Source organism: Alteromonas lipotrueiana (assembly GCF_019249245.1).
Classification (GTDB): Bacteria; Pseudomonadota; Gammaproteobacteria; order Enterobacterales; family Alteromonadaceae; genus Alteromonas; species Alteromonas lipotrueiana.
The window spans coordinates 30,472-47,665 of sequence record NZ_JAESDK010000013.1; the positions used below are offsets into that span (position 1 = coordinate 30,472).

A 17,194-nucleotide genomic window follows, 5' to 3' on the forward strand; every position below is an offset into this window, starting at 1 on the left:
AAGCAATGAGCTTAGGTGGCTTACATCATGCCGCCCATACCGCCCATTCCACCCATGCCGCCCATATCTGGGCCTGCTGGTGCGTCGTCCTGTGGAACGTCGGCTACCATGGCTTCGGTGGTGATCATCAGGCTGGCAACAGATGCGGCAAACTGCAGCGCTGAACGGGTTACTTTAGTTGGGTCAAGAATACCCATTTCCAGCATATCGCCGTACGTGTCGTTACCTGCATTGTAACCAAAGTTACCTTCGCCGCCTTTAATGGCGTTAACAACAACAGAAGATTCTGCACCCGCATTGCTGGCGATTTGACGCAGTGGCGCTTCCATAGCACGTAGTGCTAAGTTAATGCCGTGAGTCTGGTCTTCGTTTTCGCCTTGTAGCGAAGCAACTTTCGCTGCCGCACGTACCAGTGCAACACCACCGCCAGGGACTACGCCTTCTTCTACCGCTGCACGAGTTGCGTGCAGAGCATCTTCAACGCGGTCTTTCTTCTCTTTCATTTCCATTTCAGTCGCGGCGCCAACTTTAATCACGGCTACACCGCCAGAAAGTTTAGCTAAACGCTCCTGAAGTTTTTCTTTGTCGTAGTCTGAAGAAGACTCTTCAACCTGACCACGGATCTGCGTGCAACGACCTTCAATGGCAGTTTCATCGCCTGCACCATCAACAATTGTTGTTTCGTCTTTGTTGATAACGACACGCTTCGCTGTACCTAAGTCTTCAAGCTGTACTTTTTCAAGCTCAAGACCAATCTCTTCAGAGATAACAGTACCGCCAGTCAGAATGGCGATGTCTTGCAACATTGCTTTACGACGGTCGCCAAAGCCTGGGGCTTTAACCGCAGCAACCTTCACAATACCGCGCATGTTGTTTACAACCAGTGTCGCCAGTGCTTCGCCTTCAACATCTTCAGCGATGATTAGCAGCGGCTTACCTGCTTTTGCTACACCTTCAAGTGTAGGCAGCAGTTCACGGATGTTAGAAATCTTTTTGTCTACCAACAGGATGAACGGGTTGTCTATCTCAACCGTACCGTTTTCCTGGTTGTTGATGAAGTAAGGAGACAGATAACCGCGGTCAAACTGCATACCTTCAACCACTTCAAGCTCGTTTTGCAGAGCCTGACCTTCTTCAACCGTAATAACGCCTTCTTTACCCACTTTTTCCATTGCTTCGGCAATGATTTGGCCAACCACTTCATCTGCGTTTGCAGAAATGGTACCTACCTGAGCAATAGACTTGCTGTCGGCACAGTCGGTAGACAATGCTTTAAGCTCTTCAACAGCGGCAATAACGGCTTTATCGATACCGCGCTTAACATCCATTGGGTTCATGCCCGCAGCAACAGCTTTCAGGCCTTCAGTTACAATCGCCTGCGCCAAAACAGTAGCGGTAGTAGTACCATCGCCTGCTTCGTCGTTAGCTTTAGACGCAACTTCTTTAACCATCTGTGCGCCCATGTTTTCAAACTTGTCTTCAAGCTCGATTTCTTTGGCTACAGAAACACCATCTTTAGTGATGGTTGGCGCACCGAATGATTTTTCCAATACGACGTTACGGCCTTTAGGACCCAAGGTAACTTTTACTGCATTTGCCAGAATGTTAACGCCCTTCAACATTTTTGTGCGGGCGTCATCTCCAAAACGTACTTCTTTAGCTGCCATGTTTAAATTCCTCTAAATACGGTTAACGGTTGATTACTCGACGATTGCCAGAATGTCGCTTTCGCTTAAGATCAGAACTTCCTGATCATCCAGCTTCTCAGTTTTAACGCCGTAACCGTCGTTGAAAATAACGGTGTCGCCCACTTTTACGTCCAGAGCTTTAATGTCTCCGTTCTCAAGGATGCGACCGTTACCTACTGCGATAACTTCACCACGTGTTGATTTTTCTGCTGCAGAACCTGTCAGAACGATGCCGCCTGACGATTTTGATTCTTGTTCTGCGCGTTTGATAATTACGCGATCGTGTAAAGGACGAATTGCCATTTTCAAGTCTCCTGAAAATTCCAACGATTAAATGTTAGTTATGTCAGACGTACATCAGATATGTACGTCATTTACTATAAGAGAGGGGTGTTGGACCCATCTCAAACTTCATACTGCGAGGATAAATGGGGGAGACGCGAAACAAACTCAAGGGGCGGTGGTTTAAAAAATACAATTTTTTTCGCTTCTGCCAACCACCCGCCCTCACTCGAACGGAATTATTTTATTTTTAGGGGCTTAGCGCAGTCGGTTGTTCTTATCACTGTCGGTTTTATCTGTGTACTGGCCTTCGTATACATCGCCGTCTTTATCGTCAGTTTTTTGCGAAAAGGGACTTTGTGGCTGCTCAAATGGCCCCCGTCCTCCAAAGCCTGCCCCGGCAACAACCCGAGTTTTCATATGCTTTGAGATGTGTCCGGCAATAAAGTGGCGGCTTCCAGGAAAAACAAAAAGCATCCCTATAATATCGGTCATAAAGCCAGGGGTCACCAATAACACGCCTGCCACCACCAACATAAGCCCCTGAACCATTTCACTACCGGGCAGCTCGTTTTGCTGCATTTTCGCCTGCGCCTTTTGCAGCGTTTGCAAACCTTCACGCCGCACCATATAAGCGCCGATAAATGCCGTGATAATAACCAGTGCGATGGTATTCCAACCGCCAATTATTCCGCCGACTTTAACCAGTATCGCGATTTCTATGATGGGTAAAATAGCAAACAATAAAAATAAAATACGCAAATCGCATTCCTCAAACAATTTAAACTTTACATAGTCAAAGTTGGGGCAAACCTGACTATCTCAATCTTTTAATACAATCAATACGAATAACTCCCTGAACCCGGTCATGATTTGCTAACCTAATGCCTACATTTGTGAAAGAATCTGATGTTTACTGAGGTCTAGGGAGTTAGCCATGTCACTAAGTATGATATTAACGACAACGCCGGATGAACACACTGCCACAAAAATTGCGCGTGCCCTGATTGATAACCGACTAGCGGCCTGTGTCAAAATTATACCAAAGGTGATGTCTGTGTATCGGTGGCAAGATACGGTAGAGACCGGTTTTGAGTCACAGCTTTTAATAAAAACTACGGCACACAAAGTCGATGAAGCTTACAAAATTGTGTGCGATTTGCACCCATACGAGGTGCCAGAGTGGATAAGTATTAATTCGATATCGGCCAGCGACGCGTATGAAAAATGGATATTAGAAGAAACGCTGACCCGATAGCTCAGGAGTGAAAGAAATATGCAGGTAGTGGTTCGTTCGGCGTTATTGGTGCTGTGGTTATCGATGATGCTGACAAATACAGCGCTGGCTCAGGTACCCTCTGACGGTTTCAACAGCGACTTTGGCTCTAGCCCATTTGCACAGGAATCTGAGTTTTTACCGGTTGAACAGGCTTTTAAGTTTGACTACCAACAACGTGATGACACGCTGGTATTATCGTTTGTCATTGCCGAAGGCTATTACCTGTATAAAAAGCAATTTGAGGTAGTGGTAAAGGAGGCTAGCGCTGCGGCCCTACAATTGCCTGACGGTGTATCTAAAGAAGATGAATTTTTCGGCCGTACAGAGGTTTACTACAACGAGGTTACGCTGACATTGCCGATTCAGTCGGCCGCGGCAGATGCGCTGGTAAAATTACGCTATCAGGGTTGTGCTGATGCGGGGCTTTGTTATCCGCCCAAAATTCAGGAAATTTACCTTGAAGCTGTTGGCACAGACGATACGGCGCTTACGTCTAACGAGGTATCTTCGGCTTCTATCGCCGAAGCATCGTCGACTCAATTTGAACTGGCCGATGCATTGTTATCAGAACAAAGCCTGTGGCTTACACTGCTGTTGTTTTTAGTGTTAGGTATCGGGCTGGCTTTTACGCCATGTGTATTTCCTATGTACCCCATACTATCGGGCATTGTATTAGGTCAGGGCCGAAAGAACAGCTTATCCCGGGCCTTCTGGCTTAGCCTGATTTATGTGCAGGGCATGGCGCTAACCTATTCGTTGTTAGGCTTGGTGGTAGCCTCGGCCGGTATGCAATTTCAGGCGGCACTGCAACACCCGGCTATTTTGATTACCTTTATCGCGTTGTTTGTATTGCTGGCGCTGGCCATGTTTGGTGCTTATGAATTGCAGTTACCGTCAGCCTGGCAAAACCGGCTAAGTGCGCTAAGTAATAAACAGCGAGCGGGTTCAGGTGTGGGCGTATTTATAATGGGGGTGTTGTCAGGACTGATTGCCTCGCCCTGCACCACCGCGCCTTTAACCGGTATTTTGTTGTTCATTGCCCAAAGTGGCGATCTGTTCACTGGCTTTATTTCTTTGTATGTCCTTAGCCTGGGTATGGGAATACCCCTGATTTTGTTCGGTGTTACCGGCGGCAAATTGCTTCCCAAAGCCGGCCCCTGGATGAACATCATCAAAGTGGTGTTTGGGTTTATGATGCTCAGTGTGGCTATTGTATTTATTGAAAGGCTATATGCGCATTCTTACACTAATTTATTGTGGGCCGGCCTTGGGCTTAGCGCATTTGGGTATTTTAGTGTGATCAATCAAAACAGCGCGGCCACCTTTTTTAAAGGTGTACGCACGGTGATTATTTTTGCCGGGTTATTTATCAGTGCAATGCTGGCTTATCAAACTGTATCTCCTGCTACCAACTCAACGGCACCCCGTGCCTCACACCCGCCGTTTGTCACGGTTAATAATCTTGAACAGTTGCAAGTGCAGCTAGACAAAGCCAGTGCACAAAACCAGACCGTAATGCTGGATTTGTACGCCGACTGGTGTGTGGCCTGTAAAGAATTTGAAAAATACACGTTTACCGACCCGCAGGTTATCCAAACGTTGTCTGACACAATGTGGATACAAATTGATTTAACCGAAAACACTGCGTCTAACCAGGCGTTTCAGGCGCACTTTGAGGTACTTGGTCTGCCGACTATTTTATTTTTTGATACCCATGGCAAAGAAATACCGCGCGCGCGGGTCACCGGCTTTTTACCTGCCGGGGCGTTTGCAGAACATGTGCGTCAAACTGTATCTGAGTAGAGTGACGTCGTAAGAACATACGTGCCTTATCATAAACCTACTGTATAGCCTTAGCGCAGTATTGGAGCCTACGGCTATCGCAGTGTAAATTGGTATTTTGAAGAAAACGTGGAAGAACACGTGCAATTCAATGCGCTACGGCCTGCCCTGCACCTGCAAACATTTTATCGAGCCGAAATGCCTTGTTCAAACCGTGCTCTCCGGCTTTGACTTACCCGGTAACATCTGCTTTACAAATTCAAATATTGCCTCGATATGAGGTGATTAGACCAGTATTTTGCTGCTAAATAAACTGGTATCGCTATAATCACCGGTTAGACTCAACATACACAACAAAACTGACGTTTTTTCGTGCAACCTTAAGCAAAATTTGCTTAGATTGGTAGCAACAGGTCAGATGGCAGCAAGATAGCAGCATTTAATGGATATTTTATTAATTAATGGACCTAACCTTAATATGTTAGGCAAACGCGAACCCGATACATACGGGCATCAAACACTGGACGACATTGTTTGCGACCTAACCGCGCAGGCAGATGCCGCCGGTGTCCGTCTGCAGCATTTTCAGTCAAATGCTGAACATGCTTTGATTGACCGTATTCATCAGGCTATAGGTAACATCGACGCCATTATAATAAATCCAGGGGCATTTACGCATACCAGCGTGGCCCTTCGCGACGCGCTACTTAGTGTCAGCATTCCGTTTATCGAAGTGCATTTGTCAAATATTCACGCCCGTGAGCCGTTTCGTCATCATTCTTATTTGAGCGATGTGGCCGCGGGTGTCATTCTGGGGTTTGGCGCTACCGGCTATCAGCTTGCGCTTACCGCAGCTAAAAATCTAAATCAATCCAATCCTTTGACCCAACAAGCAGAGACAGAATAATGGATATCAGAAAAATTAAAAAACTCATCGAACTGGTAGAAGAATCCGGCATTGCTGAGCTGGAAATCACAGAAGGTGAAGAGTCGGTACGTATTCACCGCGGCCCTAGCGCCAGCGCTGCGCCAATGAACTACACCATTCCTGCTCCGGCGGCTCCTCAAGCACCGGCTCACCCAGCTCCGGCCCCTGCCGAGCAGCCTGAAGCTCAGGGTCCTAGCGGCCACCAGGTTAAATCACCGATGGTGGGTACGTTTTATCGCGCCTCTTCGCCTACAGCTAAGTCGTTTGTAGAAGAAGGCCAAACAGTTAATGTTGGCGATACACTGTGCATTATCGAAGCCATGAAAATGATGAACCAAATTGAATCTGACAAAGCTGGCGTAGTAAAAGCCATTTTGGTTGAAAATCAGGAACCGGTTGAGTTCGACCAACCTTTGTTTATCATCGAATAATCAGGCCGAGGCTTATGCTAGATAAAGTACTTATCGCAAACCGGGGCGAAATTGCCTTGCGTATTTTGCGCGCTTGTAAAGAGCTGGGAATTAAAACTGTTGCTGTGCATTCTACTGCCGACAGAAATCTGAAACATGTATTGTTGGCAGATGAGTCTATTTGCATCGGCAAGGCATCGGCAACTGAAAGCTATCTTAATATCCCAAGAATTATTGCCGCAGCTGAGGTTACAAATTCTATTGCGATTCATCCTGGCTATGGATTTTTAGCAGAAAACGCTGAATTTGCCGAAGCAGTAGAACAAAGTGGTTTCATTTTTGTCGGCCCAAAACCCGACACCATTAATTTAATGGGCGATAAAGTATCGGCCATTAATTCAATGAAAAAAGCGGGTGTTCCGTGTGTACCGGGCTCCGATGGACCGCTGACCGATGATTCTGACAAAAACAAAAGCATCGCCAAGCGTATTGGCTACCCTATCATTGTTAAAGCCGCCGGCGGCGGTGGTGGACGGGGTATGCGTGTGGTTCGCTCAGAATCAGAGCTGGTGAAAGCCATCGAAACCACTCAGGCAGAAGCTGGCGCAGCGTTTGGTAATTCAACGGTTTACATGGAGAAATTTCTCGAAAATCCTCGCCATGTAGAAATTCAGGTATTGGCCGATGGTCAGGGTAATGCGATTCATCTTGGTGAGCGCGACTGTTCTATGCAACGCCGTCATCAAAAAGTTGTAGAAGAAGCACCCGCACCTGGTATTTCAGAGCAGATGCGCAACAAAATAGGCGATCGTTGTCGCCGTGCCTGTGTTGAGATTGGCTATCGTGGTGCCGGTACCTTTGAGTTTCTTTATGAAAACGGCGAGTTCTATTTTATCGAAATGAACACCCGTATTCAGGTAGAGCATCCGGTTTCAGAAATGATCACCGGTGTTGACCTGATTAAAGAGCAGCTGCGCATCGCAGGAGGTCAGCCGTTGTCTATTGATCAATCGCAAATTCAAATTCGTGGCCACGCCATTGAATGCCGTATTAATGCTGAAGATCCACAGACATTTATTCCTAGTCCTGGTCCTATCAATATGTTCCATTCCCCGGGCGGTTTGGGTGTACGCTGGGACTCGCATATTTACGCTGGCTATACTGTACCGCCATTTTATGACTCTATGATTGGTAAACTAATCACCTATGGCGAAAGTCGTGATGAAGCCATTGCCAGAATGCGTCATGCACTGGATGAGTTGGTTATAGAGGGTATTAAAACGAATATTCCGTTACAGCGTATGATTATGGCTGACGAAAACTTTTCTGCAGGGGGTACTAATATCCACTACTTAGAAAAGAAACTTGGCATGTCTTCATAGCTCTTTAAAAGCGTCCAACCGGACGCTTTTTTATTACATCCAGCAACAACATTATGTTTTAGCTAAAACTGCACTGCCAATGCCACGGGTTTTTCAGGTCTGATTACCCTGATTTATATATTTACCTGACCCGGTTTTGGCTAACCTCACCCATAACGCATTGACGGCTAAAAGATAATACATACGCGGTAACAGAAATAAAAAAAGCCCATCAAGGATGGGCTAATAGCAAGAACGCGCACACCGGTTAGGGTGCAAATTTGCTTACGCTTTAACCACCATCGCGGTTCAGCTCAGTAGATTACTTTTATGTCATCAAACTAGCGTTTATTGGCCCCCTGAGGCTTGTATTGTGACGGACAATATCCGCGCTCTATCTCTGCCGGCCGTAATTTAAGGTGCTTGGTTTGACGACCGCTGACCCGCGCTCGCCAGTTATTAAATGCGCTGCGCTTCAACTGTTGGCGCATTAATACGATAACCTGTTTTTCAGGTAAACCATACAGACGCTCTATGGCCTCAAAGGGTGTACGATCTTCCCAGGCCATTTCAATTACCCGCGAAACGGCAGTTTGCGATAATGATGTTTGCATAATGCTTTTAACCATAAAGTAATGAGTGTGCTAATTTACCGCGGCTGGTAAGGTTTTGTCGTGAATAATCGTTAACAATTGCGCGGCTGCACGTGCATCAGACAAAGCCCGGTGATGCTGCTCCATAGATATTTCAAAATGCGCCGTTAATGCGGCGAGCGAGTACGAAGATAAGCCCGGACAGGCACGGCGCATCTGCACTACTGTGCACAGTTTCGGACGTCTGAATGATTGTTCAAGCCGGGCAAATTCTTGGCGTATGAAACCATAGTCAAAATTAACATTGTGCGCGACAAAAACGCAGTCTTCGGTGAAATCAGCGATTTCTTGCGCACGTTCACTGAACAACGGTGCATCGGCCACCATTTCGTTGCTAATACCGGTCAGACGTGTGATGTTTGACGGAATATGGCGTTGCGGGTTGAATAACGATTGCCACGATTCAGTAACCTCTCCGGCGACCATTTTAACCATGCCAACTTCGGTAATACGATGATACCCGTTGTTGCCGCCCGTGGTTTCTATATCAACCACCACATAAGGCTGCATAGGATCGTGAAACCATTCAACCTGAGTTATCTGTACCTTAAACCCTGCCTCTTGAAGTTGTGTGATAGCAATGAGCTGATTACGTCGTAGTACGTCGCCGGGCGCTTTTATCTCTTCAAAACGCAATGTCTGGCCGTCATAAACCATAATGTCCGGAAACCCATCTTTAAGATTGGCAAAATCTTTACACATCATCAGCAACATCTTTTTAATGCTTTGAAGAGGCGCGTGTTCCAGCAATACCTGTACGGTATCTAGCTGATTACGCCGCCACATAAAGACACTGTTCACCTTACCATGATGTTTAGCGGCTATTTTGGTTAAGTGCAACATCCATTCTTTGGCAGAGCTCAGGCTTTCAAGCAAAGCGTCAACGTGGGCACCAAATGTTTGATAAAAGGTATTGAATTTAAGCGACTGCGGACGGCGGTCAAACTCAGTAACCAATGTATCTAACTCAAATAATATCGGCCAGAATGTCAGGCCGAACAGCGTTCGCCATGTTCGGTTTTCGGTGCGCCAGGCCTGTTGATGATGCCGCTTGTACCAGGCTACAACACCCTGTTCTACACTTTGGTTCTGGCTGATGTCTAATTGCAACGTAGTACTGGCACTACGAAGCATATCTGTAACTTTGCTGGTCCGCTTTTTGTGATATTTTCGGGCATAAAAGTCTTCGGCAAATGCCAGTAAAAAATCAGATGCCGGATTATCAATAATCTGTTCAAGCTGTACTTTAACGGCTTCTTTCTCACCGTCTTTGTAGCATTCGCGTAGCCACTTTTCTTTTGACTCATCCCCTGGCGCACACCTTAAAACACTCAGTGCGGCCTTGCGATCTATATCAAGCAACTTAACGCCCAGTTTATGCAAAAAACGCTGGCCGTATTCAATCGTGACCGGGTCGGTTAACTCAGGGACTGGCCGTTGGGCCATCTCGCACAACCTGGTTTGGCTGGTGTAGGGCAAGTTCTCAAGGTCACAGGCATAGCCAAACGCAATACGTGCCTGATTAATATCGCTAAACCGGGCTTGCACCACCGTGGCGTCGGTACGGGTGCGCATAATGCCCAAATCACGCATTGAAAACTGATTAAGCCGACCTTTTGAATGACCAAAATACAAAAACAACAGGTAGCGTAATGCCGGCTCAAAGGTTTTTAACAGGTAATCATTTTGAGGCAGGTTTTCAGGCCAGCCGTGTTGTTCGATTTGTTCAAACAACAAACTGACCAATTCGGCTTTTTTAAAACTACTGTATTTTTGTTGAAGCTGATATTCAGCCAAATATGCCAACAAATCATTTTTAGTCACGGTGCCGGCAAAATCCTGTATTGCCACATGGGTAACCGGCCCAAACCAGCCTTGTGAAACCAGGGCATCAAGCTGTTGTTGTGCATGAGCGATTTCAGCATAAGAAAACTGGGTACGATTAATGATGGCATATTTACGGTTTGCCGCTCGCGCAATAATACACTGCTGAGACATTGATAATGCCCGAAAACTATCAATAAAACGTTGTGTTTCGGGGTCTAGTAATTCTTGACTCTGGGCGTCAAAAAAACTTAAAAATTCATGAAAATGATCAAGATAATATCGTTCAGGAAGCTCTTTTCGCATTCATATTTACCCATAACTGCATAACGTACAGTGTATACTTATACAGTTAAATCGCAATCTTTGCGGTTAATATTACGCCTTATGGTTAGATATGTTCTTACGCCTTATTGCCAGCCTGTGTAACATTTTATCCCTGTTAAACCTGAATAGCCTGTTTACTCACCCACGCAAAATAGCGGCTGAGTTTGTCATCATGTTGCAGTTTTTCCAGGGTTCGAAATTGTTTTGCCAGTTCCATTTCAGTATAGAACCGATGCACACCATTATGACACTGCCTGCAAATAAAGATGCCGCTGTGCAATTGTGTTTTATTAAAGTTTTTTCTGAAAAATGTACGCCGATGCATTTTTTTAGGAATAAGATGATGAAATGTCAGCCGCGCATAACGCTGACACAGTGGACAATATCCCGTCGATAGTTTTTTACCCATGCCCTCACCTGTTTTGCTATAGACCCACTTAGTACAAATCCAACCCCCTGGCCGGTTCGTAATCAAATCTGTAAACTTTTTTAATCTATGAACAGGTGAATTATGAGCTTGGCTACCCCGGCAACGTTTAACTGCCCTTATTGTATGGAACCTAATGAAGTAGAAATTGACGAAATAAACGATACCGGACAAACACAGGTGCTTGATTGTCAGGTTTGCTGCCAGCCTATTGAAATGACAGTAACCGGTCGCGGCGAGGAAATGCGCGTCGACGTGCAACCAGAAAATGACTGACCACTGTTTCTCTGCCACCGACATCGACGCAATGGAGCCCCGCTACCGGGCTAACCTGGTCAATAGTGTGTCGGGGTTTAAAAGTGCCAGCGTAGTAGGTACCAGTCAGGGTCGTAGCTACCTGGAAAACCTGGCGATAGTGAGCTCAGTGGTACACGTAGGTGCCCATCCGCCTTTAATAGGTATGGTTATGCGTCCGCACACCGTGGTTCGCGACACTTTGCATAATATTAAAACCACTGGCTGCTATACACTAAATCAGGTTCATTGCGACTGGACCAAACAAGCTCATCAGACCTCTGCGCGTTATCCTACCGAAGTCAGTGAGTTTCAGGCCACCGGTCTTACTCCCTGGTATTCAAAGGCCTTTGATGCGCCGTTTGTGAACGAAAGTCCGTTAAAGCTGGCAATGAAAGTCGAAAGTATTCTTCCTATTACGGCAAACAATACCGAGTTTGTGATTGGTCGTATTCACCAGGTATGGATAAATAAAGAAAAAATCAGTGAGCAGGGCCAGGTTGATCTTAGCGAACTGGGTATTGCCTGCATTAGCGGCCTGGATACCTATCACAAACCTGAGCGGGTAGCCCGTTTTGCTTATGCAAAACCCTAGTAAGCCTATTAGATTACGTCAGTTTAACGCTATAAAAAGCTAAAAATACTGTAAAAACTGTGGTTAATGCGTAAACTATAAAAGTGCCAGCTTGATTGCTGCCGAAAGAAACCTGCTTCTGTTAGCAGGTTTTTGTGTTTTTAAGCCGATATAAAAGAAAATCATTATCGTTTACAAGTTTTGGAGCAAGCTATGAGTTCTGTTAATCGCCGCAACTTTTTGCGTATGGCCGGTAGCACCCTTATCGGAATGACCCTGGGCAGTATTGCACTAAGAGCAAATGCTCAGGAAGTACTAAGCTCAGATGATCCAACGGCTAAAGCTTTAAACTACACGAATAAGTCAACCAAGCCTGATGCGAAATGCGGCAATTGCATGTACATACAAGGCAGTGATGGGAGTAAACATCGTCCCTGTGCTATTTTCCCAGGTAAACTGGTGGATGTAGAAGGCTGGTGTAGTGCGTGGGTAAAACGCCCGGGCTAATACAAAAATGGCCGTACGATAACGGCCATTGACTTACAGGGGCCCCGTTGTTTGATTGTAGGGGCACCCGAATTTTATCATTTTTACGGCGAAACCGGCTTCAGTAAGTCCTGGTGCTGCTGCAACTTTGCATCGCTTTCCATAAATGTGGGGGCAGGCACTGGCTTATGTGCTTGTTCAAACGCAAGTCCGGCGGCTAATACGCGATTATCCTGCCATTTGGTGCTAATAAAGCTTAAGCCTACCGGTAAGCCATTGACCAGCCCAGCTGGAACAGAAACGTGCGGATAACCAGCTATCGCGGCTAAATAACCAATACCTATAAAGCCGCCAGGAGCATGATCACCATATAGCGTATCAATTAAAAAAGCAGGCGTATTAGACGGAGCTACCAGCAAGTCGACTTCGTATTCAGTTAATAATTTATCGATACCCTGCTGCGTACTGGCCTCTTTTACCATGGTACGTGCTTCTTCGTACTGTTCTTTTTCAGCGCCTTCTGTGGCCTGTGCTTTTTCAAAAATATCCTGATTAAACAAACCCAGTTCACGGCGTGTTTGCTGATTAAAAGCAATAAGCTCTTCAAGTGTATTAGCAGGTAAATCGGCAGGTGAGTCTGCTAAATACTCATTAACACCGGTCTTAAACTCGGCCAGCAGTACATGGTAAGAGTTGTCCCAGTATTTATCCGGTGTTTTAAACTCGTCAATGTCTACCAGAATGGCGCCCTGTTGCTCCAGCGTTTCCAGCGCTTTATTGTATTGTGCCAACACCCGCTCATCATTGCCCTGGGCAAAGCGCACTACGCCCACCTTCACCCCTTTAAGGCCGTCAGATAATTGTTGGGGCGACTTAATCTGGGTTCTGTCACGGTCGGTAGTGACAGTGTCTTTAGCGTCTTCGCTTGCCATCACCCGCGCCATAACAATGGCATCGGTCACACTTTTTGTCATGGGCCCGGCGGTGTCCTGGCTTATTGATATAGGCACAATATGGCGGCGTGAAATCATTCCTACCGTCGGTTTGTAGCCTACTACCCCATTAAAAGAGGCTGGGCAAATTATAGAGCCGTTGGTTTCAGTACCTACCGCCATTGACGCAAAATCAGCGGCAACCGCCGCGCCCGAGCCCGATGAGGACCCGCAAGCTGTACGTGATAAGTTATACGGGTTGCGGGTAAGACCGCCTACCGCACTCCAGCCACTCACTGAGTCTTCAGAGCGAAAGTTAGCCCATTCAGACAAATTGGTCTTACCTAAGATAACTGCTCCCGCTTTACGCAGGTTTTCTACCAACGGGGCATCACGATTTGTATCATTGTTGGCCAGCGCTAACGACCCGGCGGTCGTGGGCATGTCGCGGGTTTCAATATTGTCTTTTAACAGCACCGGTAAACCAAATAACGGGCCCGGTTGTATGTCGCCCTTTGCCAGCGCTTCATCTTTAGCTTTTGCCTGAGCCATAGCATCGGGGTTAATAGCAAGAACACTTCCGGTGCGGGTGTCTAATTTTTCAATTCGGTTTATGTAAGCCTGAGTCAGCGCCTGAACACTGATTTTTTTATCAACAATAGCCTGACGCTGCACATGAGCAGGAGCATCAAGCAACTGCTGAACTGAACTTTGCTGCATGGCGGTATTGGGCAATTGACCTGGTTTTGTTTCAGCCACCGAGCCAATATTGCTGCAAGCCTGTAACGCAAGTGCAGCGGCAATGGGTAAAAGTCGAATACTGTTCAAGCAAATCATCCTTGCTAAAATTTACGAACACGCAGTACAGCATGAACGTGGTTAAAAACCCAGCGAATACGATAAGTTTACAATTTTAGTCGGTAGAAGGGGTGCTATAGGAAAGATAATATTTATTCATAAGCTTTTGATAACGCCCGTCTTGTTTCAGTCGCTGCAGCTGTGCATTAAACTGCTGACGTAACTCGGTATTTAATATTGCAGCACGGTATTCGCTGCGTTCAAATAAGTCATGAAAAACCACGTCTTTTTGAAACTTAGCAGGCAACTGGCTTCGTAGCCAGGTGAAAATATTCCGATCCATTACGGCGACATCAACGCTACCCAGCAACAGCATTTTTACCTGACGCTCCTGAGAAGCAATTTCGCTGTAGCAATGATGATTTGATACGGCGCTGTGATACTCAGAACCTAAAACATCACGGGCAGTTTGGAACGCCAGCACTGTATGAGGCAAAAGATCAGTAGCGTCTTCAATAACGATATTTCTTGAAGCCAGCGAAACTGCTGAGTTTTGATACGCCACATACACATCGCTTAATAGCGAGTCAGAAACCAGGTGCTCAGCTCTGAGGGTTAAAACAATATCTGCAACGCCATTTTCCAGTTGCCGGGCGCTGCGCCCAAAAGGCACATAAAGCGGGGTCATAGTATGCCCTAGCTCTTTTAAAATAGTATTTACCAATTCTAATTCAAAGCCGCTGTGGTTTTCGGTAATAACATAAGGAGGTTTGTCCCACCCCGCTACCACCGTAAGCTCATCAGCATTAGCTGCCAAACACATGCATAAAGAAAAGTAGCCCAACAACTGTCGAATCATCTGAACAGTACGACTTATAGTTAGAAAAGAGTGAAATGAAAATTAGCACTTTTTAGTGACTATTACCAAGAACGGATTACGTAACACGGGTAAAAGTAGCAATTGACCAAAACCAGATTGGTGACCCAATAGCATTCGCTGTTAATATAACAACATTATGAGTTAACAAAGACACATCATGGCCTGGTTGCAATTACGAATAAACACTTCATCTGAACTGGCTGAACAGGTGGGCACAATGCTGTCGGCTAACGGCTCGCAGGCAGTTACTTTTTTAGACGCCAAAGACACGCCCGTATACGAACCCAAGCCAGGCGAAAACTTATTATGGCCCGACACTCAGGTGGTGGGCTTATTTGATGCTGCTCACGATATGCAGGCTGTTATAAAGCGGCTGGGCCAGGTCCGCATTTTAGGTCCTGACTTTCCATACAAGCTGGACCCTCTTGAAGATAAAGACTGGGAACGCGAATGGATGGACAATTTTCATCCTATGCAATTTGGACAGCGCTTATGGATTTGTCCGTCATGGCGCGATGTTCCCCACCCCGATGCGGTCAATGTGATGTTAGATCCGGGCTTGGCATTTGGAACCGGCACGCATCCTACCACTGCCATGTGCCTGCGCTGGCTTGACAGCGAAACCGTCCAGCACAAGACGGTGGTCGACTTTGGGTGTGGTTCAGGCATATTGGGGTTAGCGGCGTTGAAGCTGGGCGCCACCCGGGTAATAGGCATCGATATTGACCCCCAGGCGCTTGAAGCCAGCGAAGAAAACGCCCGCCGTAACCAGGTTGCCGACCGGCTTGAGGTGTATTTACCTGAAGACCAGCCTGATTTACAGGCCGATATGGTGGTGGCCAACATACTTAGCGGCCCCTTGCTCGAGCTGCAAAATGTGATCACCGGTTATTGCCGCCCCGACGGGCGCCTGGTGCTCTCGGGTATTTTGGCCGAGCAGGTAGAAAAAATTGAGCAGGCGTATCAACGTGATTTTGTATTAGATAAAAGTGAAATTGAAGGTGACTGGGCCAGAGTCTCCGGTACCCGTCGTCGCTAATTGACTAATCTACCGATAATTTTTTGTACAGAGTCTGAACAATTCAGGCTCACCCCTTACCTACCAAGCCCTTCAACGCAAATCCAACGAAAACTGTCAAGAGCAAAAAGTGACATTTTGTGTGAATTTTAGCCTTTTCAAGGGTAGTCAAAATGCGTACACTTAGCGCCCCGTTTTAGCCAAGTGTTCAAATTCCGCGCAACTACTGGATTGTTAACCATGCAAATAGGTTCTTATAAATTGGATAACAATTTGATGTTGGCGCCTATGGCAGGTGTGACCGACCGCCCCTTCAGACAAATGTGTCGCCGAATGGGGGCAGGTCTGGTGGTATCAGAGATGCTTTCGAGCAATCCTAAGGTGTGGAATACGACTAAGTCTATGCAGCGCATGGACCATACCGGCGAAGAGGGTATTCGCTCGGTACAGATTGCCGGGGCCGATCCAGTTCTGATGGCACAGGCAGCGCAGTTTAATGTGGCCAATGGTGCACAGATAATCGATATCAACATGGGTTGTCCTGCAAAAAAGGTCAATAAAAAACTGGCTGGGTCAGCGTTATTACAATATCCGGCGCTGGTTGAATCTATTGTTCAGGCGGTAGTGGGGGCGGTTAACGTACCTGTTACTCTGAAAATTAGAACAGGCTGGAATACGGATAATCGCAACGGTGTAGAAATTGCACATATTGCGGAGCAAAACGGCATTCAGTCGCTGGCGGTTCATGGCCGAACGCGCGCCTGTATGTACAAAGGAGAAGCAGAGTACGACACCATTAAAGCAATTAAGGAAGCGGTATCTATTCCGGTCATTGCAAATGGCGATATTACTTCTCCTGAACAAGCACAGTACGTGCTAAAGCACACCGGCGCAGATGGCGTGATGATTGGTCGCGGGGCCCAGGGCAATCCCTGGATTTTTAAGCAAATACTGCATTTTCTTAAAACCGGCGAGCACCTTTCTCTACCGCCTTTGTCAGAGCAGCACCAGGTGCTGCATGAACATGTTGCCAATGTGCAGGCCTTTTACGGCGAAGTAATGGGCGTTCGTATAGCCCGTAAGCATGTGGGCTGGTATTTAGCGGAACACGATACGGATCGTCAGTTTCGTAAAACGTTCAATGGTATTGAGCAAGCTGATGTACAGCTCAACGCACTTGACGATTATTTTCAATCGCTGCAGAAACGAGCATCTTAACCGATGCATCCCTGCAGCATAGTGATGACTAAC

18 protein-coding genes are annotated in these 17,194 nt (G+C 46.6%); 10 read left to right on the forward strand and 8 right to left on the reverse strand.

From position 1 onward, the window contains the following. Positions 1-20 precede the first annotated feature (20 nt). From groL to JK130_RS09935, 3 genes are all read right to left on the reverse strand, one after another. A complete protein-coding gene (gene groL / locus JK130_RS09925) occupies positions 21-1,667 on the reverse strand; it encodes a chaperonin GroEL (RefSeq protein ID WP_218354161.1) in 1,647 nt (548 codons plus the stop codon). A 33-nt stretch (positions 1,668-1,700) separates the two neighbouring features. After that, a complete protein-coding gene (locus JK130_RS09930; protein ID WP_218354162.1) occupies positions 1,701-1,991 on the reverse strand; it encodes a co-chaperone GroES in 291 nt (96 codons plus the stop codon). Positions 1,992-2,228: 237 nt separating this feature from the next. Next, entirely contained in the window at positions 2,229-2,732 is a 504-nt protein-coding gene (locus tag JK130_RS09935; RefSeq protein WP_218354163.1) for an FxsA family protein, read from the reverse strand. A 175-nt stretch (positions 2,733-2,907) separates the two neighbouring features. Between JK130_RS09935 and cutA the strand changes: the two genes are divergently transcribed. From cutA to accC, 5 genes are all read left to right on the forward strand, one after another. Continuing rightward, positions 2,908-3,228 carry a divalent-cation tolerance protein CutA gene (gene cutA, locus JK130_RS09940; protein ID WP_218354164.1) on the forward strand — a complete coding sequence of 107 codons (321 nt, stop codon included), beginning with the start codon at positions 2,908-2,910 and terminating at the stop codon, positions 3,226-3,228. Between the two features lie 18 nt (positions 3,229-3,246). Further along, positions 3,247-5,052, forward strand: coding sequence for a protein-disulfide reductase DsbD (locus tag JK130_RS09945; RefSeq protein ID WP_425514603.1), 1,806 nt, complete (start codon positions 3,247-3,249; stop codon positions 5,050-5,052). A 421-nt stretch (positions 5,053-5,473) separates the two neighbouring features. After that, the gene (gene aroQ, locus JK130_RS09950; protein WP_218354165.1) at positions 5,474-5,938 is read left to right on the forward strand and encodes a type II 3-dehydroquinate dehydratase; all 465 of its coding nucleotides are present in this window, start codon (positions 5,474-5,476) and stop codon (positions 5,936-5,938) included. After that, positions 5,938-6,390 carry an acetyl-CoA carboxylase biotin carboxyl carrier protein gene (gene accB, locus JK130_RS09955; protein WP_218354166.1) on the forward strand — a complete coding sequence of 151 codons (453 nt, stop codon included), beginning with the start codon at positions 5,938-5,940 and terminating at the stop codon, positions 6,388-6,390. Before aroQ ends, accB begins: the two co-directional genes overlap by 1 nt. Before the next feature lie 14 nt (positions 6,391-6,404). Beyond that, the gene (gene accC, locus JK130_RS09960) at positions 6,405-7,751 is read left to right on the forward strand and encodes an acetyl-CoA carboxylase biotin carboxylase subunit (protein WP_218354167.1); all 1,347 of its coding nucleotides are present in this window, start codon (positions 6,405-6,407) and stop codon (positions 7,749-7,751) included. Between the two features lie 320 nt (positions 7,752-8,071). On the opposite strand, the gene JK130_RS09965 is transcribed toward accC, so the two are convergent. The 3 genes from JK130_RS09965 to JK130_RS09975 form a co-directional block, all read right to left on the reverse strand. Then, a complete protein-coding gene (locus JK130_RS09965; RefSeq protein WP_218354168.1) occupies positions 8,072-8,344 on the reverse strand; it encodes a TIGR03643 family protein in 273 nt (90 codons plus the stop codon). A 30-nt stretch (positions 8,345-8,374) separates the two neighbouring features. Then, the gene (locus JK130_RS09970; RefSeq protein ID WP_218354169.1) at positions 8,375-10,513 is read right to left on the reverse strand and encodes an exonuclease domain-containing protein; all 2,139 of its coding nucleotides are present in this window, start codon (positions 10,511-10,513) and stop codon (positions 8,375-8,377) included. A gap of 136 nt (positions 10,514-10,649) precedes the next feature. Further along, positions 10,650-10,943, reverse strand: coding sequence for a hypothetical protein (locus JK130_RS09975; RefSeq protein WP_218354170.1), 294 nt, complete (start codon positions 10,941-10,943; stop codon positions 10,650-10,652). Between the two features lie 102 nt (positions 10,944-11,045). Between JK130_RS09975 and JK130_RS09980 the strand changes: the two genes are divergently transcribed. From JK130_RS09980 to JK130_RS09990, 3 genes are all read left to right on the forward strand, one after another. Continuing rightward, entirely contained in the window at positions 11,046-11,237 is a 192-nt protein-coding gene (locus tag JK130_RS09980; RefSeq protein WP_218354171.1) for a zinc ribbon domain-containing protein, read from the forward strand. Further along, a complete protein-coding gene (locus JK130_RS09985; RefSeq protein ID WP_218354172.1) occupies positions 11,230-11,850 on the forward strand; it encodes a flavin reductase family protein in 621 nt (206 codons plus the stop codon). Before JK130_RS09980 ends, JK130_RS09985 begins: the two co-directional genes overlap by 8 nt. A gap of 192 nt (positions 11,851-12,042) precedes the next feature. After that, positions 12,043-12,336, forward strand: a complete 294-nt coding sequence (locus JK130_RS09990) for a high-potential iron-sulfur protein (protein WP_218354173.1) — start codon at positions 12,043-12,045, stop codon at positions 12,334-12,336. An 83-nt stretch (positions 12,337-12,419) separates the two neighbouring features. Here the strand turns inward: JK130_RS09990 and JK130_RS09995 are convergent, their stop codons facing one another. Both JK130_RS09995 and JK130_RS10000 read right to left on the reverse strand, forming a co-directional pair. Continuing rightward, positions 12,420-14,075: an amidase gene (locus JK130_RS09995; protein WP_246587751.1), complete on the reverse strand. Its 1,656-nt coding sequence runs from the start codon at positions 14,073-14,075 to the stop codon at positions 12,420-12,422. Between the two features lie 85 nt (positions 14,076-14,160). Continuing rightward, positions 14,161-14,904, reverse strand: a complete 744-nt coding sequence (locus JK130_RS10000; RefSeq protein WP_218354174.1) for a substrate-binding periplasmic protein — start codon at positions 14,902-14,904, stop codon at positions 14,161-14,163. 178 nt (positions 14,905-15,082) lie between these two features. On the opposite strand from JK130_RS10000, the gene prmA reads away from it, so the two are divergent. Beyond that, complete coding sequence (gene prmA / locus JK130_RS10005) at positions 15,083-15,964, forward strand: 50S ribosomal protein L11 methyltransferase (RefSeq protein ID WP_218354175.1); 882 nt, start codon at positions 15,083-15,085, stop codon at positions 15,962-15,964. A 219-nt stretch (positions 15,965-16,183) separates the two neighbouring features. After that, the gene (gene dusB, locus JK130_RS10010) at positions 16,184-17,161 is read left to right on the forward strand and encodes a tRNA dihydrouridine synthase DusB (RefSeq protein WP_218354176.1); all 978 of its coding nucleotides are present in this window, start codon (positions 16,184-16,186) and stop codon (positions 17,159-17,161) included. The last annotated feature ends 33 nt before the right edge of the window (positions 17,162-17,194 follow it).